The sequence below is a fragment of the Streptomyces sp. NPDC002386 genome, from assembly GCF_053593175.1.
Genome location: NZ_JBSFBX010000004.1, coordinates 444,177 through 469,474, shown reverse-complemented (window position 1 = coordinate 469,474; position 25,298 = coordinate 444,177). Strand labels below are relative to the sequence as shown.

Below are 25,298 nucleotides of genomic sequence, written 5' to 3'. Positions count from 1 at the left end.
GCCCTGCCTCAGCTCTGGTTGAAGAAACCGTCCTCGCGGCGTGCCGCCGGCTCACCGCTGACGATCTCGGTGTTCGAGGGCGTCAGCAGGAACACCCGGTTCGCGACCCGCTCGATCGTGCCCCGCAGGCCGAAGGTCAGCCCGGCCGCGAAGTCGACCACACGCTTGGCGTCGGAGGGCTCCATCGCCGTGAGGTTCATGATGACCGGGACGCCGTCCCGGAACAGTTCACCGATGGCGCGGGCGTCCCGGAAGCTGTCCGGGGTGACCGTGCCGATCCGGCGGCCCTTCTCCTCGGCCGTGTCCGTGGCCACCTTCACCCGGGGGTCCGTGACCCAGGCGTCCGCGGACTCGGTGCCCTCGGAGTAGTCGTCGTCGTAGTAACGCTCGTCATCGTTGTCGTCGACGAGGCCGAGCCACGCACTCGCCTTGCGTACCGATCCCATGGACGCCTCCTCTCACAGCGGTCTTCTTGCTTTCGGCATCCCTATGGTCATCCATGATGCGGACGGTGCGCCAAGTGGATAGACGCCGCGCGGGGGGTTTGTGACGGTACTGGTGCACAGCGGATACGTCGAGAGCCCTGGTACCCCAAGGGTTGTGACTCATACGGCTGCTGACTGTGAGTGAAATATGATTGTCGTCGGCGGACGGGTGATGCACGGAGCGTATGGGTGAACGGCATACCTGATACGAGCCGACAGTCGGCCGATACGATGCCCCGGCTCGACATCGCGGCGCATCACGGGGGATCGACGTGTTCGGAATCGTACGGCCGTGCAGTCATCGGCTGGGGGAGGGTCTGAGGACCCAGTGGATGGCGCACCTGTGCGGGCTGTGTCTCGCCCTGCGCCGTGACCACGGACATTTCGCGCGTGTCGTGACCAACTACGACGGCCTGCTGATATCCGTCCTGACGGAGGCTCAGGCCGGGCCGGTCGAGGGGTCCCGGCGCACCGCCGGGCCGTGCGCGCTGCGCGGCATGCGGACGGCGTCCGTCGCCCAGGGCGAGGGCGCCCGGCTCGCCGCCGCCGTGTCACTGGTCCTCGCCTCCGCCAAGGTGCGCGACCACGTCGCCGACCGGGACGGGCTGCTGGCCCGCAGGCCGGTCGCCCTCGCGGCGCGCCGGGTCGCGGCGAGCTGGGGGAGGGCCGGGGCGCACAGCGGCGCCGCCGTCGGGTTCGACACCGGCGTCCTCGTCGACGCCGTCGACCGGCAGACCGGCATCGAGGCCCTGGCCGGTCACGGCACCCCGCTGCTCACGGTCACCGAGCCGACCGAGACGGCGACCGCGGCCGCCTTCGCGCACACCGCCGTGCTGGCCGGGCGGCCGGGCAACGCCGGGCCGCTCGCCGAGGCCGGCCGCCTCTTCGGCCGCCTCGCCCATCTGCTGGACGCCGTGGAGGACCGGGAGGCGGACGCGCGCTCCGGCGCCTGGAACCCGCTCACCGCCACCGGCACCTCCCTCACCGAGGCCCGCCGGCTCGCCGACGACGCCCTGCACGGCATCCGGCTGGCGCTGCGCGAGGCGGAGTTCGCCGACGGCAGGCTGGTCCACCTGCTGCTCGCGCACGAGCTGAGCCGCTCGGTGGACCGGGCGTTCGGCGGCCACGCGTGCGGACACGCGCCGGAGGCCTCCTTCGGGCCGCCCCCGGGGCACCAGGTGCCCCCGGCGCCGGGCAACCCGTACGGCAACCCCTTCGGGGGCGGGCCGCCGCGTCCGGACAAGCGGGGCTTCTGGGCCGGGTGTGCCGCCGCCCTGGGGCTGTGCTGCACCTGCAAGGTGTGCTGCGCCGACGAGTACGAGGGCCCCTGGTCCCGGAAGAGGCGCGAGGGCTGGTGCGGCAACTGCGACTGCTCGTGCTGCGAGGCCTGCCAGTGCTGCGAGGCCTGCGAGTGCTGCGAGTGCTGTTCGTGCTGCGACTGCTAGGGGACCATCCGGAGGGATGAATTCCGGCCATGCCCGGGACAGGGGCGGCCGATGGTGACGGTGAGGTGTTCGCCGCCGCCGGTGTCCGGCGGCCCGGCAGTGGAGGGATGACGCCGGCGGGTCCGGGCCCGGCCTCGTACCCGCCGGTGAACCCGCCTTCACCCTGGCCGAAACCGGCTCCGTTCCGCCGGTGCCGGGCCGGGGGCGTCGGGCGCCGGCGGTCCGGCCCCTGACCCGGTGTCAAGGGGCGGCCGCGCATAGGTGGTTCAAAGCTTGACGGCCGAAAGGCACCCTTGTGCCGACCGGCCGTTCGGCCGAATACTCCCCCTCAGCGCTTGTCAGGGTCATGAGCGTTGTTCGGTACCCCGAACGAGTCCCTGACTGCGCCTCACCGGGCCCCGACCCCACGCGGGCCCTCGACTTCCCCTGGGAGGGAATGCAACGTGAGGATCAAGCGCACCACTCCCCGCAGCGGTATCGCAAGACGGACCCGGCTGACCGCCGTGGCGACCGGCTTCCTGGCCGCGGCAGCGTTCGCCGCCCCCACCGCGAACGCCAGCGACGCCCACACGTTCAGCGCCAACCAGCTCACCAGGGCGAGCGACTCCGTCCTCCAGGCCGACGTCCCCGGCACGGCCTGGGCGGTGGACGCCAAGACCAACCGCGTCGTCGTCACCGTCGACAGCACGGTGTCCCAGGCCGAGATCGCCAAGATCAAGCGGCAGGCCGGCAGCAACTCGGACGCCCTCGTCGTCAAGCACACGGCCGGCAAGTTCAACAAGCTGATCTCCGGCGGCGACGCTATCTACGCGAGCAGCTGGCGCTGCTCGCTGGGCTTCAACGTCCAGGACTCCAGCGGCAACTACTACTTCCTGACCGCCGGTCACTGCACCGACGGCGCGGGCACCTGGTGGTCGAACTCCTCGCACTCGACCACGCTCGGCTCCACGGCCGGCTCCAGCTTCCCCGGCAACGACTACGGCATCGTGCGCTACACCAACAGCTCGGTGACCAAGTCGGGTGCCGTGGGCAGCCAGGACATCACCAGCGCCGCGACGCCCTCGGTCGGCACGACCGTCTACCGCCGCGGATCCACGACCGGCACCCACAGCGGCCGCGTCACCGCGCTGAACGCGACGGTCAACTACGGCGGTGGCGACATCGTCTACGGTCTGATCCAGACCACCGTCTGCGCCGAGCCCGGCGACTCCGGCGGCCCGCTGTACGGCGGCAGCACGGCGTACGGTCTGACCTCGGGCGGCAGCGGCGACTGCACCTCCGGCGGCACGACCTTCTTCCAGCCGGTCACCGAGGCGCTGAGCGCCTACGGAGTCCACGTCTACTAGGACGGGACGGCCTTCCGTGTCCCCACGGCCGGACGCGGCCGTGACGGCGACGTGACGGTACCGGGCCCCCGCACGCTTCCCGCGTGCGGGGGCTTTCGTCTGCCCGCCTCCGGCGGCCGCGATGCGGAGGATCGAATTCCGGCCACGGGCAACGGTCACTGTGCGCAGAGCCGTTGCTCGCACCGGGTGTTTGCAGTGCGAATTCCCTGGGGTGATCGTGAACCCTCAAGCGAGCCGGAGCGTAAGCGTGTTCCGCGCGCGCGTCCTGAAGTCGACCTTGTGTGCTCCCTGTGCCGTTCGGAAGAGTGGGCGCCCGTCAACCAGCCTTCCGGCCCGCGCGGTCCCCACAATCCGCGGAGCCGATCCCCCACAGGAGGACGTGAGTTGAAGCACCGACGCATACCCAGGCGGCGGATCGCCGTGGCCGGCGCGGGAATCGCCGCACTGGTCGCCGCGGGTGTCACCTTCCAGAGTGCGAACGCCAGTGAGCCCGCCAAGTCCGCCCCGCAGGCGCGGATCCTGTCCGCCCCGGCGGCCGGAAAGCTCGCCTCCACGCTCGTGCGGGACCTCGGTTCCGGCACGGCCGGCAGCTACTACGACGCCCGGGCGAAGAGCCTCGTCGTCAACGTGCTGGACGCCACGGCCGCCAGGACCGTCGAGGCGGCCGGCGCCAAGGCCAGAGTCGTCGCCAACTCGCTCGCCGCACTCGACGGCGCGCGTTCGACGCTGAAGCGGGACGCGACCATCCCGGGCACCTCCTGGGCGACCGACCCGGTCACCAACAAGGTCGTCGTCACCGCCGACAGAACGGTGTCCGGCGCCGAGTGGACGAGGCTGGGCAAGGTCGTCGACGGGCTCGGCGGCAAGGCCGAGCTGAAGCGGTCCGAGGGACGGTACAAGCCCTTCATCGCCGGCGGCGACGCCATCAGCGGCGGGGGCGGGCGCTGCTCGCTCGGCTTCAACGTGGTCAAGGGCGGTCAGCCGTACTTCCTGACCGCGGGGCACTGCACCGAGTCCATCTCCAGCTGGTCCGACTCCTCGGGTGGCGTCATCGGCCAGAACGAGCAGTCCAGCTTCCCGGGCAACGACTTCGGCCTGGTCAAGTACACGGCCCAGGTCGACCACCCGAGCGAGGTCGACCTCTACAACGGCTCCGCCCAGCAGATCACCGGCGCGGCCGAGGCCACCGTCGGCATGAAGGTCACCCGCAGCGGTTCGACCACCCAGGTGCACGACGGCACGGTCACCGGCCTGAACGCCACCGTCAACTACTCCGAGGGCACGGTCAGCGGTCTGATCCAGACCGACGTGTGCGCCGAGCCCGGGGACAGTGGCGGCTCGCTGTTCTCCGGCGACAAGGCCGTCGGCCTGACCTCCGGCGGCAGCGGCGACTGCACCTCCGGCGGGGAGACCTTCTTCCAGCCGGTCACCGAGGCGCTGTCCGCCACGGGCTCGCAGATCGGCTGATCCGCACGGCGTCCGCCGTCGAAGTCCCGCCCCCGCGCGCGAGGGGGCGGGACTTCGTGCTTCCGACGCCCGGTCGCAGGTGTTTGCGCAGGTGGGAGGGGGTCCTCGCGATGTCGCACACTTGTTCGAGAATAGGGGTATGGTGGGTGACGGAGTAGGGAACTGATGTTCGAGAGCCGTTCGGGGCTCACGAGTGCGGGAGGTGCGTGTGCCGGGCTTCGCGCATCTGCGCACCGTCTCCGGGTTCTCCCTGAGGTACGGCGCCTCCCACCCGGAGCGGCTGGCCGGGCGCGCCGGGGAGCGGGGCATGGACGCCCTCGCCCTCACCGACCGCGACACCCTCGCCGGGACGGTCCGCTTCGCCAAGGCATGCGCCCGGGAGGGTGTCCGCCCGCTGTTCGGCGTGAACCTGGCGGTGGCCGGGCCGGAGACCGCCCGGCGGGAGAGGCGCCGCACTCCGGTGCGGGGCGGTGCCTTCGTCGACGAGTCGGCCCCCCGGGTGACCTTCCTCGCCCGGGACGGCGCCCGCGGCTGGGCCGACCTGTGCGGGATCGTCACCGCGGCGCACGAGGCCGAGGGCGCACCGCTGCTGCCCTGGTCCGGCAACCACGGCGACGGCCTGACCGTCCTGCTCGGGCCGGGTTCGGACGTGGGCCGCGCCCTCGCCGCCGGGCGCCCCGACCGGGCCGCGAGGCTGCTCGCCCCCTGGCGCGAGGTCTACGGTGACGCGCTGCGGCTGGAGGCCGTCTGGCACGGCCGCGCCGGTACCGGACCCGGCTCCCTGCGACTGGCCGCCCGTACCGTCGGCTTCGCCGCCGAGCAGCGGGTCCGGCCGGTGCTCAGCAACGCCGTCCGCTACGCCGACCCCGGTCAGGGGCCGGTCGCCGACGTCCTGGACGCCGCCCGCCGGCTGGTGCCGATCGACCCCCGCGGGGAGCTGGACCCGGGTGAGGCCTGGCTGAAGGACGCGCCGGCCATGCTGGCGGTAGCCGAGCGGGTCGTGGAGGCGGCCGGCTACCGGCGCGACACCGCGCACCGGCTGCTGGAGCAGAGCGGGGCCACGGCCGCCGAGTGCCTGGTCGACCCCGAGGACGACCTCGGCATCGGCACCGTCCACTTCCCCGAGGCGCATCTCGTGGGCGCCGGCCGCCGCACCGCCCAGCGGGCGCTCGCCTCGCGGGCGGCGGCCGGGATGGTGCGGCTCGGTCACGGCGGCCGGCGCGAGTACTGGGAGCGGATGCACCGCGAGCTGGACATCATCGCCCACCACGGGTTCGCCTCCTACTTCCTCACGGTCGCCCAAGTGGTCGACGACGTGCGGGGGATGGGGATCCGGGTGGCCGCCCGGGGCTCCGGCGCCGGCTCCCTCGTGAACCACCTCATCGGCATCGCGCACGCCGACCCGGTCGAGCACGGGCTGCTGATGGAGCGCTTCCTGTCCAAGGAGCGGGTGGTCCTGCCGGACATCGACATCGACGTGGAGTCCGCGCGCCGGCTGGAGGTCTACCGGGCGATCATCGGCCGGTTCGGCACCGAGCGGGTCGCGACCGTCTCCATGCCCGAGACCTACCGGGTGCGGCACGCCATCCGGGACGTGGGGGCCGCGCTGTCCATGGACCCGGCCGAGATCGACCGCGTGGCCAAGTCCTTCCCGCACATCCGGGCCCGGGACGCCCGCGCGGCGCTGGAGGAACTGCCCGAGCTGAAGGCGCTGGCGGGGGAGAAGGAGAAGTACGGCAGGCTCTGGGAGCTGGTCGAGGGACTCGACGCGCTGCCGCGCGGAGTCGCCATGCACCCGTGCGGGGTGCTCCTGTCCGACGCCTCGCTGCTCGCCCGCACGCCGGTGGTGCCGACCAGCGGCGAGGGGCTGCCGATGTCGCAGTTCGACAAGGAGGACGTGGAGGACCTCGGACTGCTCAAGCTGGACGTGCTGGGTGTGCGGATGCAGTCGGCGATGGCGCACGCGGTCGCGGAGGTGGAGCGGGCCGCGGGGGAGCGGATCGACCTGGACGCGGTGGCGCCGGGCGACCCGGCGACGTACGGGCTCATCCGGTCCGCCGAGACGCTGGGCTGCTTCCAGATCGAGTCGCCGGGCCAGCGGGACCTGGTGGGCCGCCTGCAGCCGAGCACCTTCCACGACCTGGTGGTCGACATCTCCCTCTTCCGGCCGGGACCGGTCGCCGCCGACATGGTGCGGCCGTTCATCGAGGCGCGGCACGGTCGGGCGCCCGTCCGCTACCCGCACCCGGACCTGGAGGCGGCGCTGAAGGGTACCTACGGGGTCGTCGTCTTCCACGAGCAGGTCATCGACATCGTCTCCGTCCTGACCGGCTGCGGGCGCGGCGAGGCGGACCGGGTCCGGCGCGGGCTGTCCGACCCGGAGTCGCAGGGGCGGATCAAGGTGTGGTTCACGCAGACCGCGACGGCGAACGGGTACGACGCGGAAACGGTCCGGCGGACCTGGGAGATCGTCGCGGCCTTCGGCTCCTACGGCTTCTGCAAGGCACACGCCGTCGCCTTCGCCGTGCCGACCTACCAGTCTGCATGGCTGAAGGCGCACCACCCGGCCGCCTTCTACGCCGGGCTGCTCACGCACGACCCCGGGATGTACCCCAAGCGGCTGCTGCTGGCGGACGCGCGGCGGCGCGGGGTGCCGGTCCTGCCGCTGGACGTGAACGTGTCCGGAGTCGCACACAGGATCGAACTGGTGTCTGAATCGGGGGTGTGGGGACTGCGGCTGGCCCTCTGCGACGTGCACGGCATCAGCGAGGCCGAGGCGGAGCGGATCGCGGCCGGGCAGCCGTACGCCTCCCTGCTGGACTTCTGGGAGCGGGCCCGCCCGAGCCGACCGCTCGCCCAGCGGCTGGCCCAGGTGGGCGCGCTGGACGCGTTCGGCGCCAACCGCCGTGACCTGCAACTGCACCTGACCGAGCTGCACCGGGGCGCCCGGGGCGGCGGCGGGGGCCAGCTCCCGCTCGCCGGCGGCCGCGAGACCGCCCCGGCGGGCCTGCCCGACCTGACACCGGAGGAGCGGCTCAGCGCCGAGCTGGGTGTGCTGTCCATGGACGCCTCGCGCAATCTGATGGACGACCACCGGGAGTTCCTCGAGGAGCTGGGCGTGGTGTCCGCGCGCCGGCTGCGCGATGCCCGGCACGGGGAGACGGTGCTGGTGGCGGGCGCCAAGGCGGCCACCCAGACCCCGCCCGTCCGGTCCGGCAAGCGGGTCATCTTCTCCACGCTGGACGACGGCACGGGCCTGGTCGACCTCGCCTTCTTCGACGACTCCCACGACGCCTGCGCGCACACCGTCTTCCACTCCTGGCTGCTGCTGGTGCGCGGCGTGGTGCAGCGGCGCGGTCCGCGCAGTCTCAGCGTGGTGGGCTCGGCCGCCTGGAACCTCGCCGAACTGCTGGAGGTGCGCCGCGAGGAGGGCCTCGACGGGGTCGCCGCCCTCCTCGCCGGGCCGCCCGGCGGCGCCGCGGACGGCCCCGCGCCGCAGGACGGTGGCGATCCCTCCCGGGCCCGTACCGCCGGTTCGGACGGACCGCCCCGGCCGGCCGGTTCGGCGGCCCGCGACCCGATGGAGGGCCGGACCATCCGCATGCCCACGGGGTACGAGATGCACCCCTGGGCCGATCTGCGCCCCGCGGGCGAAGGGCCCGCGGTGGGAAGGAAGTTGTGGCACCAGAGTCCGGGGAGTGCGGGATGACCATCCTCTGCGTACGTTTCCAGCTGCCGCCGATGTACGAGGCGGCCCTGCCCGGCCTGCTCGGGCTGCTGGAGGAGTTCACCCCGGTCGTGGAGGCGCTGCCACCGGACGGGGCGCTGGCCGATCTCCGGGGCGCCGAACGCTACTTCGGGCGCAGCGCGGTGGAACTGGCCTCGGTGATCCGGGTCCGCGCCCTCGCGCTGCACGGTGTCGACTGCGTGATCGGCGCCGGACCGGGCCCGATGCTGGCCCGTATGGCGCTGCGCGACGCCCGCCCCGGGGTGACCCGCGCCGTCCCCGGGGAGCCGGACGCCGTCGCGGAGTTCCTCGCCGGCCGGCCCGTGGCCGCGCTGCCAGGCGTGGGCCCGGCGACCGCCCGCACCCTGTGCGAGTACGGCCTGGACACGCTGGGCCGGGTGGCCGGCGCGCCCCTGTCCACGCTCCAGCGGCTGATCGGCGCGAAGGCGGGCCGTGAACTGCTGGAGAAGGCGAACGGCGTCGACCGCGGCCGGGTCGTGCCGAACACGGTCTCCCGGTCCCTGGCCGCCGAACGCCCCTTCGACCTCGACGAGCTGGACCCCGGCCGGCACCGCAGGGCGCTGCTGTCGGCGGCCGGGGAGATCGGGGCCCGGCTGCGCGCGGTGGAGAAGGTCTGCCGCACCCTGACCCTCACCGTGCGCTACGCCGACCGCACCTCGACCACCCGCAGTCGCACCCTGGCGGAACCGACCGCGCACTCCGCGGCCCTGACGAGGGCGGCCTACGGCATGTACGAGGCGCTCGGCCTGCAGCGCGCCCGGGTCCGCGCGCTCACCCTGCGCGCCGAGGGCCTGACCTCCGCCGATCAGGCCGCCCGCCAGCTCACCTTCGACCCCGTGGACGAGAAGGTCCGCCGCATCGAGGAGGTCGCGGACCGCGCCCGGGCGAAGTTCGGGCCCCGGGCGGTGATGCCGGGGACGCTGGCTGCCTGAGGTCCCGGCGTCACCGCCTCAGTTGGCCCACGGCGGGGTGATGACCGTGCCGTCGGCCAGCCGGGCCGTGAGGCCCACCGAGGTGGTGACCCAGGAGAGCGCGGTGTGGTCGGTGGGGTTCTCCACGGTCAGGGTCGCGCCGGCACCGACGATCACCGTGTCACCGGCGCGCACGCGCTCGTTCTCGCCGTCGAGGGTGATCAGCAGTTCGCCGACGAGCAGGTGGAAGATCTCCTCCCGGTCGACGGTGTGGGCCGGCGCCCTCGTCCCGGCGGGGATCTCGCCCCGCCACGCGCACAGCTCCCTGCTCCCGGTGAGCGGGGTGGCGTACGAGACGAAGCGGGCGCCGTGGATCTCGTGGGTCACGGCCTCGGACGAGCGGACTACGGGCATGGTGGTCTCCGTTTCAAATGGTCAAGCAGGTTGACTATATGGTCAATCTGCTTGACCTGTTCGTCAAGGGTGTATCAATGCCTGCGTGCAGAACTCCGAAGCCATGGCCCTGTCCGCCGCCCTGCTCGCCGTCGCGGGCGACCTCACCCAGCGCATCCATGACGGGGTCGTGGCCCGCGGCTTCACGGACCTTCGGCCCGCCCACGGCTTCGCCTTCGCGCGGCTCGCGCCGGACGGCGCCACCGTCACCGACCTCGCCGCGCACCTCGGGGTGACCAAGCAGGCCGCCAGTCAGCTCGTGGACGAGATCGTGCGCAAGGGGTACGCCGAGCGGCGCCCGCATCCCGTGGACGCGCGGGCCCGGCTCGTCGTGCTCACCGGGCGGGGCCGGGAGTGCACCCGGGCTGCGGAGGCGGCGGCGGCCGAGGTGGTGGGGGCGTGGGCCGAGCGGCTGGGCGAGGGGGAGATCGCCGCACTGCGGGAGCGCCTGCTGCGGATCGCGCCCCACGGCCCGGTGCGGCCTGCCTGGTGACGGTCCGTCGGCTCGGGAGTGCGGGGTGCGGGGGTCCGGGGGTGCGCCCGTGGTTACCACTGGAAGTTTTTACTGACGCGTAACTTCACACGTGAGCTACTCGCCCGTAACTTGACGAGTGAACAGCATCCTCGTGATCCGGATCACAGGGACAGGTCGTCCACCCCACCTCCCTTGAGCCGCAAGGAGATCACACGATGCTGCCCTGGAAGCGAGTGCTCAGACCCCTCACCGCGCTGCTCCTCACCGCCGCCGTCGCCGTCGTCCCCGCCGCCGCAGCGCACGCCGACACCGCCCCCAGCTCGGGCTGGAACGACTACTCCTGCAAGCCCTCCGCCGCCCATCCCCGCCCGGTCGTCCTCGTCCACGGCACCCTGGGCAACTCCGTCGACAACTGGCTCTCCCTCGCCCCGTACCTGAAGCACCGCGGGTACTGCGTCTTCTCCCTCGACTACGGCCAGCTGCCCGGCGTCCCCCTCTTCCACGGCCTCGGCCCCATCGACAAGTCGGCCGAGCAGCTCGCCGCCTACGTCGACAAGGTGCTCGCCGCCACCGGCGCTGCCGAGGCCGACCTCGTCGGGCACTCCCAGGGCGGCATGATGCCCCGTTACTACCTGAAGTTCCTCGGCGGCGCCGCCAAGGTGAACGCCCTCGTCGGCCTCGCCCCCGACAACCACGGCACCGACCTGAGCGGACTGACCAACCTGCTGCCCTACTTCCCGGGTGCCGCGGACCTGATCAAGTCCAACACCCCCGGCCTCGCCGACCAGATCGCCGGCTCCGCCTTCCTCACCAAGCTCAACGCGGGCGGCGACACCGTCCCCGGAGTGCGCTACACCGTCATCGCCACCAAGTACGACGAGGTGGCCACTCCCTGGCGCAACCAGTACCTGAGCGGCCCGGACGTGCGCAACGTCCTGCTCCAGGACCTGTGCCCGCTCGACCTGTCCGAGCACGTGGCGATCGCGCTGGTCGACCGGATCGCCTTCCACGAGGTGGCCAACGCCCTCGACCCGGCCCACGCCACGGCCACCACCTGCGCGTCGGTCTTCAACTGACGTGCCGCCGGGGCCCGTCCGGCCTGAGCCGCCGGACGGGCCCCGGAGTCCTCGCCGGCTCAGCGTCCCGGCCGGCCGCCCGCCGCGCGCCGCCGCACCGAGAGGAACAGCGCCGCCGAGCCGAGCGCCAGTGCCGCCGCCCCGCCGACCGCGACGTACGAGGTGCGGGTGGCGGCGCCCGTCTCGGCCAGGTTCCGCGCGCCACCGGCGGCCTTGGGCCGGCTCGCCGCGGCCACCGCCGCGGTGGGCCGTGCGGACGTGCTCGCGTCGTCGTCCCCGTGCCCGTGGTGCTCGACCGTCGACCTGCCGGAGCCCGCCTCGATCTGCTCGTCGGAGGGCGCGGAGGCGCTCGGGGCGGGGGTGGCGTCGCTGCCGGTGGCGCCCTCGGTACTGGTACCGCCGGTGCCGGTGCCGCTGCCGCCGAAGTCCACGTCGGAGCAGGAGTAGAAGGCCTCCGGGCTGTCCGAGCGCTGCCAGACCGCGTACAGCAGATGCCTGCCGGTGCGCTCGGGAAGGGTGCCGGTGAACGTGTAGAAGCCGCCCGAGGGAACCGGGTCCGTGACCGTCGCGACCGGGTGCGCCAGGTCCAGGCCGGACCAGGCGAGCGGCTTCGCCGGGTCGTAGCCGGACCGGGTCGCGTACACCGTGAAGGTGCCCTTGTGCGGTGCGGTCACCCGGTACCTGAAGGTGTACGCCCCGCTGTGCACGCCGGTCGCCGGCCAGTCGGCGCGGGCCAGGTCCAGCCCCTTGAACTCCTCGTTCCCGGCGCTGCACAGCTCGCCGTCGGGGATCAGCTCCCGGTGGCGGCCGGCGGCGTCGCCGATCCGGATGCCGTTCCAGTCGTAGAGCGCCTGGGTGCCGCCCGCCGCGACGGCCGCCCGGCACGCGGCCGACACCGGGCTCTCCGGGCCCTCGGCGTAGCACTGCGCGACCCGGCTGACCGGGCCGCCCATCGAGCCGTGCGCGGACGCGGGCACCGCGGCGAGCGCGGTCATGCCGAGAGCGGCGACGGTGACGGCGGCGGCCTTGCGGCGTGCGGGCATGCGGGGGCTCCTTGGAACGGTCGTCCGGGGGTGGCGGATCCCGTGGGGGTGTTCCGAAGCTAGCCCCGGGACGCCGCGCAATCGCCTGCCGGGAGCCGTTCCGGGAGATCCTTATGGCGGCGTTAAGGGAGTGCTGAGGCTGGGCTCAGGTAACCGCCCGGCGCCGGCGCGGCCATGACGCGGGGCGACCGGGTGAACGCGCGGCGAAGCGGGTCGTTTGAGCGCGGGAGATCGGTGCAGGCGGAGGTGGTAGGACGGCGAAAGGAACATGTTCATGGCGGCGACCGACCACGACGAGTCCGTGGACCACGCTGCGGTCAGGCGTCACCGGACGCTGTTCCGCGCGATCGAGCGACGACGGCATCCGAAGCTCCGCCGCAGCGACATCACGGTGACCGACGAGGCCGCGGTCAAGCGCGCCACCAAGGCAGCCGCACTCGGCAACGCGATGGAGTGGTACGACTTCGGCATCTACAGCTATCTCGCCTCGACCATCGGCGAGGTCTTCTTCCCCTCCGCGAGCGGTACCGCCCAGCTCCTCAGCTCGTTCGCGACCTTCGCGGTCGCCTTCCTCGTACGCCCGCTCGGCGGCATGGTCTTCGGCCCGCTCGGCGACAAGCTCGGCCGCAAGCGCATCCTCGCCGCGACCATGATCATGATGGCGGTGGGGACCTTCGCCATCGGCCTCATCCCCTCGCACGCCGCCATCGGTCTCTGGGCGCCGGCCCTGCTGATCCTGTTCCGGCTGGTGCAGGGGTTCTCCACCGGCGGGGAGTACGGCGGCGCGTCGACCTTCATCGCCGAGTACGCGCCCGACAAGCGGCGCGGCTACTTCGGCAGCTTCCTGGAGTTCGGCACGCTCGCCGGGTACGTCGGGGCCTCCGGTCTCGTCGTCGTCCTCACCAGTCTCCTCAGCGACGACCAGATGCTGAGCTGGGGCTGGCGCATCCCCTTCCTGGTCGCGGCTCCGCTCGGCCTCATCGGCCTGTACCTGCGGCTCCGGCTGGACGAGACGCCCGCCTTCCAGAAGCTGGAGGGCGGCCAGGTCAAGGCGAGCGAGGCCGCCGACGCGGTGGAGACCTCGGCCGCCGGAGACCTCGGCAAGATCTTCACCCGCCACTGGCGGCCGCTGGTGCTGTGCCTCGCGCTCGTCGCGGCGTACAACATCACCGACTACATGCTGCTGTCGTACATGCCGACGTACCTGTCCGACGAGCTCGGCTACGGAACCGACCACGGGCTGCTGATCCTGCTGGTGGTGATGGTGCTGCAGATGTGCGTCATCAACCAGGTCGGACGGCTCTCGGACCGGTTCGGGCGCAAGCCGCTGCTGATGACGGGCATGCTCGGGTTCCTGCTCCTGTCCGTGCCGTCCTTCCTGCTCATCCGGCAGGGCGGCGTCGTCCTCATCACCCTGGGCCTGGTCCTGATGGGCCTCTCCCTGGTGGCGATGCTCGGCACGATGTCGGCGGCGCTCCCGGCGATCTTCCCCACCCACGTCCGCTACGGCTCCCTGGCGGTGTCCTACAACATCTCGACGTCGCTCTTCGGCGGCACCACCCCGCTGGTGATCACCGCACTGATCGGCGTCTTCGGCACCAACCTCATGCCGGCCTACTACGCCACGGCCGCCGCCCTCGTGGGCGTCGTCGCCGTCCTGTGCATGAAGGAGACGGCCAACGAGCCGCTGGCCGGCTCCCCGCCCTCCGTCGAGACGGAGGAGGAGGCCGCCGAGCTCGTCCAGGTCCAGTTCTCCGAACCCAGGTTCTGAGGCCGCCGCCGTCCGCCGGGCCGGCGGGGGCGGGCCGGCTACCCGTCGGGCCACCAGGTGCGTGCGATGTCCTTGCGCACCTCGGGACGCCCCGCCGGGCGCTCCTCCGCCTCTTCCCGGAGCCGGCGGCTGTCCGTCCTCTTCAGCGGCTTCTGCACGGTCACACGGCGCATGGCTGCCTCCTCACGGTGCCCACCGGGTTCCGCGTCGCCACGGAGACAGGCACTTTTGGGGAGACTTGCTCATCTATGCCGGATTGTCAGTGGCGGATGTCACTCTGCGGTACATGACGAACGAGAGTGAGCGACGGGCCGCGACGGACACCGGGACGGACTGGGACGCGCAGGCCGCCGCCTTCGACGACGAGCCCGACCACGGGCTGCGGGCCCCCGAGGTGCGTGCCGCCTGGGCGGACCGGCTGCGCGGCTGGCTGCCCGGAGACCCCGCCGACGTCCTCGACCTCGGCTGCGGCACCGGCAGCCTCTCGCTCCTCGCCGCCGAGCAGGGACACCGGGTGACCGGGGTGGACAGCTCCCCGGCCATGGTCGACCTGGCCCGCGCCAAGCTCGCCGGGCGCGACGCGGCGGTCCTCCGGGGGGACGCCGCGTCACCGCCGGTGGGCGAGCGGAGCCATGACGTGGTCCTCGTCCGGCATGTGCTGTGGACGCTGCCCGACCCCGCGCGCGTCCTGCGCCACTGGCGCACCCTGCTGCGGCCCGGAGGGCGGTTCGTGCTGGTCGAGGGCGTCTGGGGGACCCTCAGCCCGGTGGGCATACCCGCCGCCCGGCTCGTGTCCCTGCTGGAGCCGCTGACCTCCGGCGCGCGCGTGGAGCGGCTGTCGGGCTACCCGGTGCTGTGGGGCAAGGCCGTGGACGACGAGCGGTACGCGGTGCTGGCGACCGTGTAGCGGGGTGCGGGCCCTGCGGGGCCCTCGCGGTTCTCAGGCCGGCAGGTCGCCGAAGCCGACCTCGCGGGCCAGCGTCTCCAGCTCGTCCAGGGCGGCCACGGCGGCCGACGCGGCCCCGGGGTCCCGCTCCGCCAGCCCGCTCTCGGCGAACTCGTCCTCGTCCAGCCGCCGTACGTCCCGGCCGTCGGCCGAGCACCACAGGTCCAGGTCGAGGTCCTCGACGACCAGCTCGGTGCCGGACCGGACGGCCGGCCGGGTGATGTCGCAGTACCAGCCCTTCAGGGTGCCGTCCCCGGCCCGGACCTCCTTCACCGCGTACCACCGGTCCAGCCAGTAGTGCTCGGTGAACACGTCGCCCGGCTCGAAGCCCACGAACCCGAAGTCGCGCACGCCCTCGCCCGCCCACGGGGCCCGTACCGAGACGCGGACGCCGTCCTCGTGCAGCAGCTCCGCCGGGTAACGGATCTTCGTACGGCCGCCCTTGACCAGGACGACCTCCACCCGGCCGGCCGGGTCAGCCGGCGGGGCGGACATAGCGCACCTCCGTCGCGCAGATCTCGTACCCGAGCCACTTGTTGACCGCGATCATCGGGTCGTTGCCGGCGTCGTTGCCCGTGAAGGCCTCGGTGACGCCGGCGGCCCGGGCCCGGTGCAGCGAGTGGATCTTGGCCAGTTTGGCCAGGCCGCGGCCGCGGTGGGTGCGCAGGGTGCCCGTCATCGCGGTCACGTAGCGGCCGCCGCCGTCGGTGTAGGCCACGGTGAAGGCGACCGGCCGGCCGTCGACGACCGCGGCGGTGGTCAGCTCGTGGTTCAGCAGCGGATGCCGCCAGTTCTGCTCGAGCCAGGCGTCGTAGTCCCTCAACTCGATGGGCACCATGCCCGGTTCGTCGGCCACCGTCGCCGCCTCCAGCTCGAACAGCGGGCGCGGGTCGTCCGCGAAGTCCGCGGCCGTGCGCAGCTCGACGCCCGCCGGGGCCTCCGGGATCGGCGGGAGGGTGCCGTCGGTCAGGTCGAGACGGAGGAAGTGGGCCGGGCGGCCCACGGTGAAGCCGTTCCGCTCGGCGAAGGCGCGGTTGGCGGGCTCGTCGAGGACCCAGGTGTACAGCGTGGTCGCGCCGACGGCGTCGAGGTGCTCCTCGGCCGCGCGGACGAGCAGCCGGCCGGCCCCCCTGCCGGTCCGGTCCGGGCGGACGTAGACGTTGAGGAGGCCCTGGCCCGGCTCCGGGCTGTCGTACGCCAGGGAGACCCCGGCGACGCCGATCACCTCGCCGTCCTCGACGGCGATCAGCGGGCGGAACCGGGCGTCGGGATGGCTGTGGGTGACGAGGTGGCGGACCGACTCGGGGGTGAACAGGATGTACGGCAGGGCGAGATGGCGGACCCGGGCGTAGCCCTCGATGTCGGCCGGGTCGTCGGGGCGCAGGTCGCGCACGATCACTGTCATGGGGAGGCACCGTACGGGCCGGGGCCCCGGGGGTGCCTCCCATTTTCCGCCGGGTGCGGGACAATCGGCCCTGTGAGCCTGAAGATCCACATCGATGACAGCGCGCCGCCGTACGAGCAGGTACGGGCGCAGATCTCCGAGCAGGCACGGTCCGGGGCCCTGCCGGTGGGCTACCGGCTGCCGACCGTGCGCGGCCTGGCCGAGTCGCTGGGGCTCGCGGTGAACACGGTGGCCAAGGCGTACCGGGCGCTGGAGGGCGACGGGGTGATCGAGACGAGGGGCCGCAACGGCACGGTCGTGGCGGCCGCCGGCCCGGCCGCGGTGCGCGAGGCCGCGTCGGCCGCCCAGGCCTACGCGGAGCGGGCGCACCGGCTCGGGCTGGGCGAGGAGGACGCCCTGGCCGCGGTGCGGGACGCCCTGCGCGCGGCCTACGGGGACTAGGGGGCGTCTCCCCGGTCTTCGCGGGTCCGCGGCGTCCGGCACGGCACCTCGCCGCACGCCCGAACCGCCCACGTACGCCCGGTACGACGGCGACTCGACCGCACGCCGAGGCACCGCACCGGACGCCGCGGCCTGATCCACGAAGATCGGCGAGACGCCCCCTAGAGGGCGTCTCCCCGGCCCGACCCGGACGGCGGGCCCCGGGTCAGCGCACCCCCGCCGGTTCCGGCGTCCGGGTCACCGCCAGGCCCGCCCGGCGCGCCGCCCCCGCGAACGTCACCGCGTCCCGCACCGCCGCGCCCCCGGGATCGTTGTTGAAGTACGCGTACACGTCCTCGCCCTCGGGCCAGGTCGTCGCGATCCGGTCCGCCCAGGTCTCCAGGGAGCGTCTGCCGTAGCGCGGCCACGGATGCGCGCGCCCCTGGTGGAAGCGGACGTAGCCCCAGCCGGCGGTGCGCCACAGCGGGGTGACCGGCCGGGCCAGGACGTCCGCCCAGCACAGGGCGGCGCCCCGGGACGACAGCACCTCGCGCACCTCGGCCGTCCACCAGGAGTCGTGCCGCGGCTCGACGGCGACCCGTGCGCCCGGCGGGAAGCAGGCCAGGCAGGCGTCCAGCAGGGACGGGTCAGCGCGCAGGGTCGGCGGGAGCTGGAGCAGGACCGGGCCCAGCCGGTCGCCCAGACCCGCGGCGTGGGTCATCAGCCGGTGCACCGGCTCCTCGGGGTCCTTCAGGCGCCTGATGTGGGTCAGATAGCGGCTGGCCTTGACCGCGACCACGAAGTCCGGCGGCACCCGCACCCGCCAGGCGGCGAAGTTGTCGTAGGTCGGCAGCCGGTAGAACGCGTTGTTGATCTCCACGGTCAGGAACCGGCGCGTGTACTCCTCCAGCCACAGCCGCGCCGGCACCCCCGCCGGGTAGACGACGTCCCGCCAGTCCTTGTACTGCCATCCCGACGTGCCGACGAACACGGTCATACGGCCATCAAAGCACCGGAGGCCGCCGCCCACAGGTCCGCCGGGACCGGAGAGCCTCCGGCTACAGGTACAGCCCCGCGTCCGCCCCCTCCCGGGCCCCCGGCACCGACGTCGGCGCCGTGCCCCGGCGCAGCGCGTACAGCTCGGCCAGGGTGGCGCCGTCGCGGCCGACGCCCTCCTCGGTGCCGAGCCAGCCGACCGCCTCGGCGCGGGTCAGCGGGCCCACCTCGATGCGGGCCAGACAGCGGCCGGGCCGTACGACGGCCGGGTGCAGCCGCTCCAGGTCCTCGTTGGTGGTGACGCCGACCAGGACGTTGCGGCCCTGGCCGAGCAGGCCGTCGGTGAGGTTGAGCAGCCGGGACAGGGCCTGGCCCGCGGTGTGCCTGGCCTCGCCCCGGATCAGCTCGTCGCAGTCCTCCAGCAGGAGCAGCCGCCAGCGGCCCTTGCCCGCCGCGTCCTCCTCGCCGATCGCGATGTCCATCAGATAGCCGACGTCGGAGAAGAGCCGCTCCGGGTCGAGTACGCAGTCCACCTGGCACCAGTCGCGCCAGGAACGGGCGAGCGTGCGCAGCGCGGAGGTCTTGCCGGTGCCGGGCGGCCCGTGCAGCAGGAGCAGACGGCCGGCGATGTCCTCCGGGGTCGTCTTCATCAGGCGGTCCATCGCGTCCGCGACGGGCGCGGTGTAGTTGGGCCGGACCTCGTCCCAGGTGCCCGCCGAGATCTGCCGCGTGGTGCGGTGCGGGCCGCGGCGCGGGGAGACGTACCAGAAGCCCATGGTCACGTTCTCCGGCTGCGGCTCGGGTTCGTCGGCCGCGCCGTCCGTCGCCCGGTCCAGGACCGTCTTCGCCAGTTCGGCGCTGGTCGCGGTCACCGTGATGTCCGCGCCCCGGTTCCACCGGGAGACCAGCAGCGTCCAGCCGTCGCCCTCGGCGAGGGTGGCGCTGCGGTCGTCGTCGCGGGCGGCCCGCAGCACCCGGGCGCCGTCCGGCAGCAGGGTCGCGCCGGAGCGCACGCGGTCGATGTTCACCGCGTGGGAGTACGGCTGCTCGCCCGTCGCGAAGCGGCCGAGGAACAGCGCGTCGACGACGTCGGACGGCGAGTCGGAGTCGTCGACGTGGAGCCGGATCGGCAGAGCGTCGTGTGGGTTCGCAGACATGCCGCCATGATCCGGCACCGATGCCCTCGGTGCACGGCATTTCCACCCCTTGTCGGGTGTTCCCCCCACCGCCGTGAGCCCGGTTCCCACCGTCGCGGTCATCCGTGACGAGACGTCATGAGCGCAGGAGGGGGGCCTCGGTGTCGTCGGCACGGCGCCCCGCTCGGGGGTGCCGCCGGGACGCCCTCCTTCCCCGGGCGTGCGGCCCCCGAGCCGCCGTGAGGCATGCGCCGGGCCTGCCCGCGGGGCTGGCTGACGGCCCGTCGGGCGGGTGGGGCGGCGCGGGTGCGCAATACGCCGGGCGGTGAACTTCCTGGGGCGATTGCGTCGAGAGGTCGTGAGAAGTCGTTGAGATCGAAAAAGTTCTTGGCATGGACACTTCCAGTCAACACGCGTAGTTGCTACGACAGTTACGGCAGAGATCCTGCTAAAGGGAGGTTCCATGAGACGTTCCCGACTTACCGGATTCGTGACCTCGCTCCTCCTCGCCACCGGCCTCTCCCTCACCGGGGCAGCCACGGCGCAGGCCTCCTCGACCGCCGTGACCGGCGGCTACGTGGCGCTCGGCGACTCCTACTCCTCGGGGGTCGGATCGGGCAGTTACATCAGTTCCAGCGGCAGTTGCGACCGCAGCACCAAGGCGTACCCGTACCTGTGGAACGCCGCCCACAGCCCGTCCTCCTTCGCCTTCAACGCCTGCTCGGGCGCCAAGACGGGCGACGTGCTGGCCAATCAGCTCGGCTCGCTCAACTCCTCCACCGGCCTGGTGTCGATCACCATCGGCGGCAACGACGCCGGTTTCGCCGACGTCATGACGACCTGTGTCACCTCGTCCGACAGCACCTGCCTTGCCAAGATCAACACCGCCAGGGCGTACGTCGACTCCACGCTCCCCGGCAAGCTCGACACCGTGTACGACGCGATCAGCGCCAGAGCCCCCTCCGCCCGGGTCGTCGTCATCGGCTACCCCCGCTTCTACAAGCTCGGGCAGGCGTGCCTGGGCCTCTCCGAGACCAAGCGGTCCGCGATCAACGACGCGGCCGACTACCTCGACAACGCCGTCCAGAAGCGCGCCCTCGACCACAACTTCGTCTTCGGTGACGTACGCACCACGTTCACCGGCCACGAGATCTGCTCCAGCAGCTCCTGGCTCCACAGCGTCAACTGGCTCGACATCGGCGAGTCGTACCACCCCACCGCGACCGGCCAGTCCAGCGGCTATCTGCCGCTGCTCACCAACGCGGCCTGAGCCGGGCGGGTGAGGCCGTCAACCAAGGCTCCTCCAGGGCCGACCCGTGGGAGTGAACTCTCAGGGCGAGCCCGAAGGTGAGGCGGAGGCCCCGTCCGACGGGGTCTCCGCCTCAGTCGTGCAGGTGACCGAGAACGGCACCGCGTTCGACGTGGTCCGCACCGGAGCACGCACCTCCACGCTCATCCCGTTCTCCACCGTCCCTCCGTCGGCGTACGCGGTGACGGTCACCCGCGCCTGCCTGCTCCTGCCGCCGTCCGCCGGGAACGTCAGCGTCTTCCATCCCGGGTCGGAGAGCGAACCGTGCGCGAGCACCCACCGGTACTCCACCCGCGCCGGCAGCCGCCCGACGGTGAACGTCGCCGTGAACGCGGGTGCCTGCGCGTCCGGCGGCGGACAGCTCCCGGCGTACGCCGTGTGCGCGCCGGCCAGCGTGACGTGCACCGACTGGGCGGGACGGCCGCTCGCCGCGCCGCTGCTCGGCGCGGGCCGCGGCGCCCCGGTGCCCTCGCCCGTGCCCTCGCCCGTGCCCGTGTCCGTGTCCTTGGCGGTGCCGGAGGCGCCGGAACGGGTGCCGCCCGTCCGGCTGGTGTGCGTGCCCTCGTCCGCCCGGCCCCCGCCGCCGCCGTGGTCGCGGAGGGCGTACGTCAGGCCCGCGACCGCCAGCAGGACCGCGAGCAGACCGGCGACGAGCACCGGTCCGGCCCGCCGGCCGCGCTCCGCCCCGGCGGCCGTGGCCGAGGGTTCCGGACTCCCCGCCGCCGGTGGTGCCGGCGGGCCGGGGGAGGGCCGGCGCGGCCGGGCCGCGAGCGTCGTGGCGTACGGCGCCGCCGCACGGGTCGCCGTCGTGCCGCCCGCCGCGACGATCCGCAGGTCCCGCTCGGCCTGTTCGGCGGGCAGCCGCTCCGCCGGGTCCTTGCGCAGCAGCCCCTCGATGACCGGGGCCAGTGGCCCGGCCCGGCGCGGCGGCGGCAACTCCTCGTCCACGACGGCCCGCAGGGTGCTCAGCGGGGTGTCCTGGCGGAACGGCGAACTGCCCTCGACGGCCGCGTACAGCAGCACGCCCAGCGACCACAGGTCCGACTCCGGGCCCGGGGTCCGCCCCAGCGCCCGTTCCGGCGCGAGGAACTCGGGCGAGCCGATCACCTCGCCGGTCATCGTCAGCGCGGAGCTGCCCTCGACCGTGGCGATGCCGAAGTCGGTCAGCACCACCCGGCCGTCCTCGGCCAGCAGCACGTTGGCCGGCTTCACGTCCCGGTACAGCACCCCGGCCGCGTGCGCGGCGCGCAGCGCGGCCAGCACCTCCGCGCCGACGTGCGCCGCCCGCGCCGGCGGCAACGGACCCTCGCCGTCCAGCCGGTCGGCCAGCGACCGCCCGCGGACCAGCTCCATCACGATCCAGGGCCGGCCGCCCTCCAGCGCCACGTCGTACACCGTGACCACGTTGCGGTCGGCGACCCGGGCCGCCGCCCACGCCTCGCGCTCCAGGCGCGCGTACATCCGCTCGACGTCGGAGGCGGGCAGTCCCGCCGGGGCCCGGACCTCCTTGACGGCCACCTCGCGGTACAGCACCTCGTCACGGGCCCGCCACACGGTGCCCATGCCGCCCTCGCCGAGCGGGGCCAGCAGACGGTAGCGGCCCCCGATCACGCGTTCACGGCCCGGCTCTTCGGACACGGCTGCCCCCCACGGCATCTGACGTGATTCCTCCACAAAAGTAGCTCAGCCGACCGCGGACGCGGCCCCCTTGAGCAGCAGTCCCGCACCCAGGGCGACGACGACCAGCGCGGACGCGAGCGGCAGGGTGCGGCGGACCAGCCCGGTCAGCGGATGTGACGTCCAGCGCGGGCGCCGGTCCAGCACCCGAGCGACCCCCGAGCCCAGCCGGACCACCGCGAACCCGGCCGCCGTCAGCGTCAGCGCCAGACCGGCGCCGTACGCCACGACCAGCAGCAGCCCGAACCAGGCCTTGCCGAGCGCCGCGGCGCCGACCAGCACGACCACGGCGGAGGGGCTGGGCACCAGACCGCCGGCGAACCCGAGCAGGATCGTGCCGCGCAGGGTGGGTGCCGTGGGGTGACTGTGGGTGTGGCCGCCGTGCGTGTGCACCACACCGTCGTGGTGCTCCTCGTCGGGGTGGTGACGGTGGTGCCGGTCGTGAGGACGGTGCCCGTGGTCGTGATGCCCGTGGTCGTGATGCCCGTGGTCGTGATGCCCGTGGTCGTGGTCGTGGTCGTGGTGGTGGTGGTCGGGGTGGGGGTGACCGGCGCCCGCGGCTTCCTCGTCCGCGCCGACCAGCACCAACGGACGCTCCCGCGGGACCGGTCGAGCCCGCGGAAGCGCACGCGCGCGTACCCGGTCGCGCCAGGCCCGGCGCACCAGACCGGCGCCCGCCGCGAGCACCAGGGCGCCGCCCGCCATGCCCAGCCAGGCGATCACCGAGGGCGCGGCCGCCGACCCGGCGGTGACGAGCAGCCCCAGCGCGACCACGCCGAGGGTGTGCGTCACCGTCACCGACGCGGCCAGCGGCAGTACGTCCCGCAGCCGGGACCGGCCACCGCGCGCGGCCGCCGTCGCCGCCATCAGGGTCTTGCCGTGCCCAGGGGCGAGTGCGTGCAGGGCGCCGAGCGCGATCGCGATGAGCAGCGCCAGCACGGCGAAGCCGAGGGTGAGGTCGTGCCGGGCGACCAGATCGTCCAGGGCTCGGGTCCAGCGGTCGGCGCCCCGGGGCAGGACCGCGGCGCCGGGCGCGTCCCGCCGCTCCTCGGCGAGGGCCGGTCCGCCGGGGCGCACCCGCAGGGAGGCGCCGGTGGTGTCGGCCGGTGAGGACAGCAGGTCCTTGGGGTACGTGGTCAGTTCGTGCGAGACGGACCGGGCCGGCACGTCCGTCGCGGTGAGCGTCATGCGGTCGCCGCGGGCGGTGATCTCCCGCCAGCCGGGTCCGCCGCCGGCCGCGGCGCCGTGGAAGCCTAGGGCGACCGGCTCACCCTTCGGCAGCGGCGCGGTGAACCGGCACTCCAGGCGCAGGGTGTGCAGACCCGCCTGCCCGGGCCGCAGCCGGGCCCGGGCGCTCACCGGCGTCAGCGCGGTGGCGCGGCCCGCGACGGTCAGCGCGCTGTCCCCGGCGGCCTCGGCGCACCGCCGCTCGGCCCACGCGCCCAGACCCAGTCGCCGGACGGCGGGCCCGGCCTGGGTCGCCGGGATCTCCGCCAGGTCCTCCACGTGGTCCACGAGGAGCCGGCCCGGAGCGGCGACGAGCCCGTCGTACCGGTTCACCGTGAAGTTGCCGAGGGGGTGCGCGCTCGCCGCGGCGGCGGGCAGCAGCGCGAGGCCGCAGGCGGCGGTCAGGACGGCCGCGACCAGGGCGACCGGGCGGCGGAGCGTCACTTCGCGGCCTCCAGTGCCTTCCGGGCCCGCGCCGCGCCCAGCGGCGAGAAGCCGGGGTTCAGCCGCAGCGCCGCCCGCAGCGAGGCACGGCCGTCCGCGGTGCGGCCCGTGGCCAGCTCGATCATGCCGCGGTGCTGGAGGAAGCCGGCGTTGCGGTAGCCGGTGGCCGTGGCCCGGCGGGCCAGCGGGAGAGCCTCCTCGTCATGGCCGTTGACGTGCAGCGCCCAGGCGAGGGCGTCCGCGGTGTGCACGGTGTGCCGGCGCGCCCACTCGGCGCGGGCGGCGCGCAGCGCGGACGCCTTGTCGCCGTGGTCGGCGGCGGCCAGCGCGGTGTCGAGGTCGACGTCGACACCGTTGGCCCGGGCCAGGGCGGTCCAGGCGTCCACGAGCGCGTACTGCTCGTGCGCCCGCGCCCGGTCGCCGGCCGCGCCACGGGCCTCGTACAGCTCGCCGAGCGCGACCAGCGGCCCGGGCAGCGGATAGCGGGCGACCACGGACCGCAGCCCCTGGATCGCCTCGTCCCGGTGCCCGCTCGCCGCCTGCGCCCTGGCCCGGCCCTCCAGCGCCGGCAGGTAGGTGTCGTCGGCGGCCAGGGCCCGGGAGTAGTAGCCGAGCGCCGACGCGTACCGCCCCTGGTTCCAGGCGAGCTGGCCCAGCTGGGCGGCCACGTAGGCCACGTCGCCGGGTGAGGCGGCGGCGTCGAGCGCCTGCCGCAGCACCCGCCGGGCCGCCGGCACGTCGCCGCGCAGCTCGCGGACGTAGGCGTACCGGGTGAAGACCGGTACCCCGGGCCTGCGTTCGTCAGCGGTGGCGGCCGCCCGGGACGCCTCCCCGTACCGGCCGAGCTCCACCAGGGCGTCGATCCGGGAGCACAGGGCGCGTTCGCCGTACGGGTTCCGCCGCAGCGCCCGGTCCGCGTAGCCGAGAGCGCCGGCGAAGTCGTGCCGGGCGGCGGCGAGGGCGGCCCGGCCCGCCAGGGCCTGGTCGTTGCCGGGGGCCAGCTCGAGGGACCGCTCCAGGGCCTTCTCGGCCTGCGGGTACCGGGCCGGGTCGCCCTTGGTCCGCGCCTGCTCGACATAGGCCAGCCCGAGCGTGGCCCAGCCGCCGTGGTCGCGGGGCTGTGACCGCAGATGGCTCTGCAGGGAGGTGACGGCCGCGTCCAGGTTCCCGCCGCCCAGCACCCCGGGATCGACGGCACCGGAGGCCGCCGCCGGTACCGGCCGGCCGTCACGCCCGGCGCCGACGGCGATCGCGCCGCCGGTCAGCGCGACCGCCAGCAGCACCGCCGGCCCCGCGAGGCGCGCGGCCCGCAGGCGTCGCGCCGCGGCCCCGGTCCGCCGCACGGCGGCCACCCGCTCCTCGGCGCCCGCCTCGCCCCGCCGCTCCTCCGGCGGGGTGCCGGACTCGGGCGGCGGTGCGGGTTCGGTGCCGGGCGCCGGGGCGCCGGACCCGGCCGTGCGGGCCGGACGCCCGCCGGTCTCCTCGTCGTTGGTGCGCGGGGCCATGCCGTCTCCTGGA

Annotated in this window: 22 protein-coding genes; 11 read left to right on the top strand and 11 right to left on the bottom strand. The window is 74.0% G+C overall.

Features of this window, described 5'->3' with window-relative positions; all coding sequences use genetic code 11:
- Positions 1-8: 8 nt before the first annotated feature.
- The gene (locus ACWCPN_RS11815; RefSeq protein ID WP_199209989.1) at positions 9-446 is read right to left on the bottom strand and encodes a cell division protein SepF; all 438 of its coding nucleotides are present in this window, start codon (positions 444-446) and stop codon (positions 9-11) included.
- 311 nt (positions 447-757) lie between these two features.
- Between ACWCPN_RS11815 and ACWCPN_RS11810 the strand changes: the two genes are divergently transcribed.
- From ACWCPN_RS11810 to ACWCPN_RS11790, 5 genes are all read left to right on the top strand, one after another.
- A complete protein-coding gene (locus ACWCPN_RS11810; RefSeq protein WP_451204486.1) occupies positions 758-1,930 on the top strand; it encodes a DUF5685 family protein in 1,173 nt (390 codons plus the stop codon).
- A 443-nt stretch (positions 1,931-2,373) separates the two neighbouring features.
- Positions 2,374-3,276 carry a S1 family peptidase gene (locus tag ACWCPN_RS11805; RefSeq protein ID WP_451204484.1) on the top strand — a complete coding sequence of 301 codons (903 nt, stop codon included), beginning with the start codon at positions 2,374-2,376 and terminating at the stop codon, positions 3,274-3,276.
- Positions 3,277-3,660: 384 nt separating this feature from the next.
- Positions 3,661-4,743 (top strand): S1 family peptidase, encoded by a 1,083-nt coding sequence (locus ACWCPN_RS11800; protein ID WP_451204482.1) that lies wholly within the window; start codon positions 3,661-3,663, stop codon positions 4,741-4,743.
- Between the two features lie 208 nt (positions 4,744-4,951).
- The gene (locus tag ACWCPN_RS11795; RefSeq protein WP_451204481.1) at positions 4,952-8,452 is read left to right on the top strand and encodes a DNA polymerase III subunit alpha; all 3,501 of its coding nucleotides are present in this window, start codon (positions 4,952-4,954) and stop codon (positions 8,450-8,452) included.
- The gene (locus ACWCPN_RS11790; RefSeq protein WP_451204479.1) at positions 8,449-9,423 is read left to right on the top strand and encodes a DNA polymerase Y family protein; all 975 of its coding nucleotides are present in this window, start codon (positions 8,449-8,451) and stop codon (positions 9,421-9,423) included. The genes ACWCPN_RS11795 and ACWCPN_RS11790 overlap by 4 nt, the downstream gene beginning before the upstream one ends.
- A gap of 18 nt (positions 9,424-9,441) precedes the next feature.
- Here the strand turns inward: ACWCPN_RS11790 and ACWCPN_RS11785 are convergent, their stop codons facing one another.
- The gene (locus ACWCPN_RS11785; protein WP_451204477.1) at positions 9,442-9,816 is read right to left on the bottom strand and encodes a cupin domain-containing protein; all 375 of its coding nucleotides are present in this window, start codon (positions 9,814-9,816) and stop codon (positions 9,442-9,444) included.
- 85 nt (positions 9,817-9,901) lie between these two features.
- Between ACWCPN_RS11785 and ACWCPN_RS11780 the strand changes: the two genes are divergently transcribed.
- Together ACWCPN_RS11780 and ACWCPN_RS11775 are read left to right on the top strand one after the other, a co-directional pair.
- Positions 9,902-10,348 carry a MarR family winged helix-turn-helix transcriptional regulator gene (locus tag ACWCPN_RS11780; protein ID WP_451204475.1) on the top strand — a complete coding sequence of 149 codons (447 nt, stop codon included), beginning with the start codon at positions 9,902-9,904 and terminating at the stop codon, positions 10,346-10,348.
- A gap of 197 nt (positions 10,349-10,545) precedes the next feature.
- On the top strand, positions 10,546-11,406 hold the full coding sequence (locus ACWCPN_RS11775; RefSeq protein WP_451204473.1) for an esterase/lipase family protein: 861 nt from the start codon (positions 10,546-10,548) through the stop codon (positions 11,404-11,406).
- Between the two features lie 59 nt (positions 11,407-11,465).
- Here the strand turns inward: ACWCPN_RS11775 and ACWCPN_RS11770 are convergent, their stop codons facing one another.
- Positions 11,466-12,449, bottom strand: a complete 984-nt coding sequence (locus tag ACWCPN_RS11770) for a lytic polysaccharide monooxygenase auxiliary activity family 9 protein (protein ID WP_451204471.1) — start codon at positions 12,447-12,449, stop codon at positions 11,466-11,468.
- A gap of 274 nt (positions 12,450-12,723) precedes the next feature.
- Here ACWCPN_RS11770 and proP point away from each other — a divergent pair, with 274 nt between their 5' ends.
- Positions 12,724-14,220 (top strand): glycine betaine/L-proline transporter ProP, encoded by a 1,497-nt coding sequence (proP, locus tag ACWCPN_RS11765; protein WP_451204469.1) that lies wholly within the window; start codon positions 12,724-12,726, stop codon positions 14,218-14,220.
- Between the two features lie 38 nt (positions 14,221-14,258).
- Here the strand turns inward: proP and ACWCPN_RS11760 are convergent, their stop codons facing one another.
- Positions 14,259-14,393, bottom strand: a complete 135-nt coding sequence (locus ACWCPN_RS11760) for a hypothetical protein (protein ID WP_365122470.1) — start codon at positions 14,391-14,393, stop codon at positions 14,259-14,261.
- 113 nt (positions 14,394-14,506) lie between these two features.
- Here ACWCPN_RS11760 and ACWCPN_RS11755 point away from each other — a divergent pair, with 113 nt between their 5' ends.
- Positions 14,507-15,127: a class I SAM-dependent methyltransferase gene (locus tag ACWCPN_RS11755; protein ID WP_451204467.1), complete on the top strand. Its 621-nt coding sequence runs from the start codon at positions 14,507-14,509 to the stop codon at positions 15,125-15,127.
- A 33-nt stretch (positions 15,128-15,160) separates the two neighbouring features.
- Here the strand turns inward: ACWCPN_RS11755 and ACWCPN_RS11750 are convergent, their stop codons facing one another.
- A complete protein-coding gene (locus ACWCPN_RS11750) occupies positions 15,161-15,661 on the bottom strand; it encodes a DUF402 domain-containing protein (RefSeq protein ID WP_451204465.1) in 501 nt (166 codons plus the stop codon).
- Complete coding sequence (locus tag ACWCPN_RS11745; protein WP_451204463.1) at positions 15,642-16,571, bottom strand: N-acetyltransferase family protein; 930 nt, start codon at positions 16,569-16,571, stop codon at positions 15,642-15,644. Before ACWCPN_RS11745 ends, ACWCPN_RS11750 begins: the two co-directional genes overlap by 20 nt.
- 72 nt (positions 16,572-16,643) lie before the next feature.
- On the opposite strand from ACWCPN_RS11745, the gene ACWCPN_RS11740 reads away from it, so the two are divergent.
- Positions 16,644-17,012 (top strand): GntR family transcriptional regulator, encoded by a 369-nt coding sequence (locus ACWCPN_RS11740; RefSeq protein WP_199209980.1) that lies wholly within the window; start codon positions 16,644-16,646, stop codon positions 17,010-17,012.
- Positions 17,013-17,217: 205 nt separating this feature from the next.
- On the opposite strand, the gene ACWCPN_RS11735 is transcribed toward ACWCPN_RS11740, so the two are convergent.
- Both ACWCPN_RS11735 and ACWCPN_RS11730 read right to left on the bottom strand, forming a co-directional pair.
- Positions 17,218-17,988 carry a DUF72 domain-containing protein gene (locus ACWCPN_RS11735; RefSeq protein ID WP_451204461.1) on the bottom strand — a complete coding sequence of 257 codons (771 nt, stop codon included), beginning with the start codon at positions 17,986-17,988 and terminating at the stop codon, positions 17,218-17,220.
- Positions 17,989-18,049: 61 nt separating this feature from the next.
- Positions 18,050-19,144 carry a DUF5925 domain-containing protein gene (locus ACWCPN_RS11730; protein ID WP_451204459.1) on the bottom strand — a complete coding sequence of 365 codons (1,095 nt, stop codon included), beginning with the start codon at positions 19,142-19,144 and terminating at the stop codon, positions 18,050-18,052.
- Positions 19,145-19,586: 442 nt separating this feature from the next.
- Here ACWCPN_RS11730 and ACWCPN_RS11725 point away from each other — a divergent pair, with 442 nt between their 5' ends.
- Entirely contained in the window at positions 19,587-20,393 is an 807-nt protein-coding gene (locus ACWCPN_RS11725; protein ID WP_451204457.1) for an SGNH/GDSL hydrolase family protein, read from the top strand.
- Between the two features lie 60 nt (positions 20,394-20,453).
- Here the strand turns inward: ACWCPN_RS11725 and ACWCPN_RS11720 are convergent, their stop codons facing one another.
- The 3 genes from ACWCPN_RS11720 to ACWCPN_RS11710 are packed head-to-tail and all read right to left on the bottom strand — an operon-like array spanning position 20,454 to position 25,285.
- The gene (locus tag ACWCPN_RS11720) at positions 20,454-22,070 is read right to left on the bottom strand and encodes a serine/threonine-protein kinase (protein ID WP_451204455.1); all 1,617 of its coding nucleotides are present in this window, start codon (positions 22,068-22,070) and stop codon (positions 20,454-20,456) included.
- 45 nt (positions 22,071-22,115) lie between these two features.
- Positions 22,116-23,780: an urease accessory protein UreH domain-containing protein gene (locus ACWCPN_RS11715; protein ID WP_451204453.1), complete on the bottom strand. Its 1,665-nt coding sequence runs from the start codon at positions 23,778-23,780 to the stop codon at positions 22,116-22,118.
- Complete coding sequence (locus ACWCPN_RS11710) at positions 23,777-25,285, bottom strand: tetratricopeptide repeat protein (RefSeq protein WP_451204451.1); 1,509 nt, start codon at positions 25,283-25,285, stop codon at positions 23,777-23,779. Before ACWCPN_RS11710 ends, ACWCPN_RS11715 begins: the two co-directional genes overlap by 4 nt.
- Positions 25,286-25,298 lie beyond the last annotated feature (13 nt).

Excerpts from the sequence above, each read along its gene's own strand:
- ACWCPN_RS11785 (WP_451204477.1), bottom strand. The coding sequence starts at position 9,816 with ATGCCCGTAGTCCGCTCGTCCGAGGCCGTGACCCACGAGATCCACGGC.
- ACWCPN_RS11775 (WP_451204473.1), top strand. The coding sequence starts at position 10,546 with ATGCTGCCCTGGAAGCGAGTGCTCAGACCCCTCACCGCGCTGCTCCTC.
- ACWCPN_RS11755 (WP_451204467.1), top strand. The coding sequence starts at position 14,507 with ATGACGAACGAGAGTGAGCGACGGGCCGCGACGGACACCGGGACGGAC.
- ACWCPN_RS11770 (WP_451204471.1), bottom strand. The coding sequence starts at position 12,449 with ATGCCCGCACGCCGCAAGGCCGCCGCCGTCACCGTCGCCGCTCTCGGC.
- proP (WP_451204469.1), top strand. The coding sequence starts at position 12,724 with ATGGCGGCGACCGACCACGACGAGTCCGTGGACCACGCTGCGGTCAGG.
- ACWCPN_RS11710 (WP_451204451.1), bottom strand. The coding sequence starts at position 25,285 with ATGGCCCCGCGCACCAACGACGAGGAGACCGGCGGGCGTCCGGCCCGC.
- ACWCPN_RS11790 (WP_451204479.1), top strand. The coding sequence starts at position 8,449 with ATGACCATCCTCTGCGTACGTTTCCAGCTGCCGCCGATGTACGAGGCG.
- ACWCPN_RS11750 (WP_451204465.1), bottom strand. The coding sequence starts at position 15,661 with ATGTCCGCCCCGCCGGCTGACCCGGCCGGCCGGGTGGAGGTCGTCCTG.
- ACWCPN_RS11815 (WP_199209989.1), bottom strand. The coding sequence starts at position 446 with ATGGGATCGGTACGCAAGGCGAGTGCGTGGCTCGGCCTCGTCGACGAC.
- ACWCPN_RS11735 (WP_451204461.1), bottom strand. The coding sequence starts at position 17,988 with ATGACCGTGTTCGTCGGCACGTCGGGATGGCAGTACAAGGACTGGCGG.
- ACWCPN_RS11730 (WP_451204459.1), bottom strand. The coding sequence starts at position 19,144 with ATGTCTGCGAACCCACACGACGCTCTGCCGATCCGGCTCCACGTCGAC.
- ACWCPN_RS11760 (WP_365122470.1), bottom strand. The coding sequence starts at position 14,393 with ATGCGCCGTGTGACCGTGCAGAAGCCGCTGAAGAGGACGGACAGCCGC.
- ACWCPN_RS11725 (WP_451204457.1), top strand. The coding sequence starts at position 19,587 with ATGAGACGTTCCCGACTTACCGGATTCGTGACCTCGCTCCTCCTCGCC.
- ACWCPN_RS11745 (WP_451204463.1), bottom strand. The coding sequence starts at position 16,571 with ATGACAGTGATCGTGCGCGACCTGCGCCCCGACGACCCGGCCGACATC.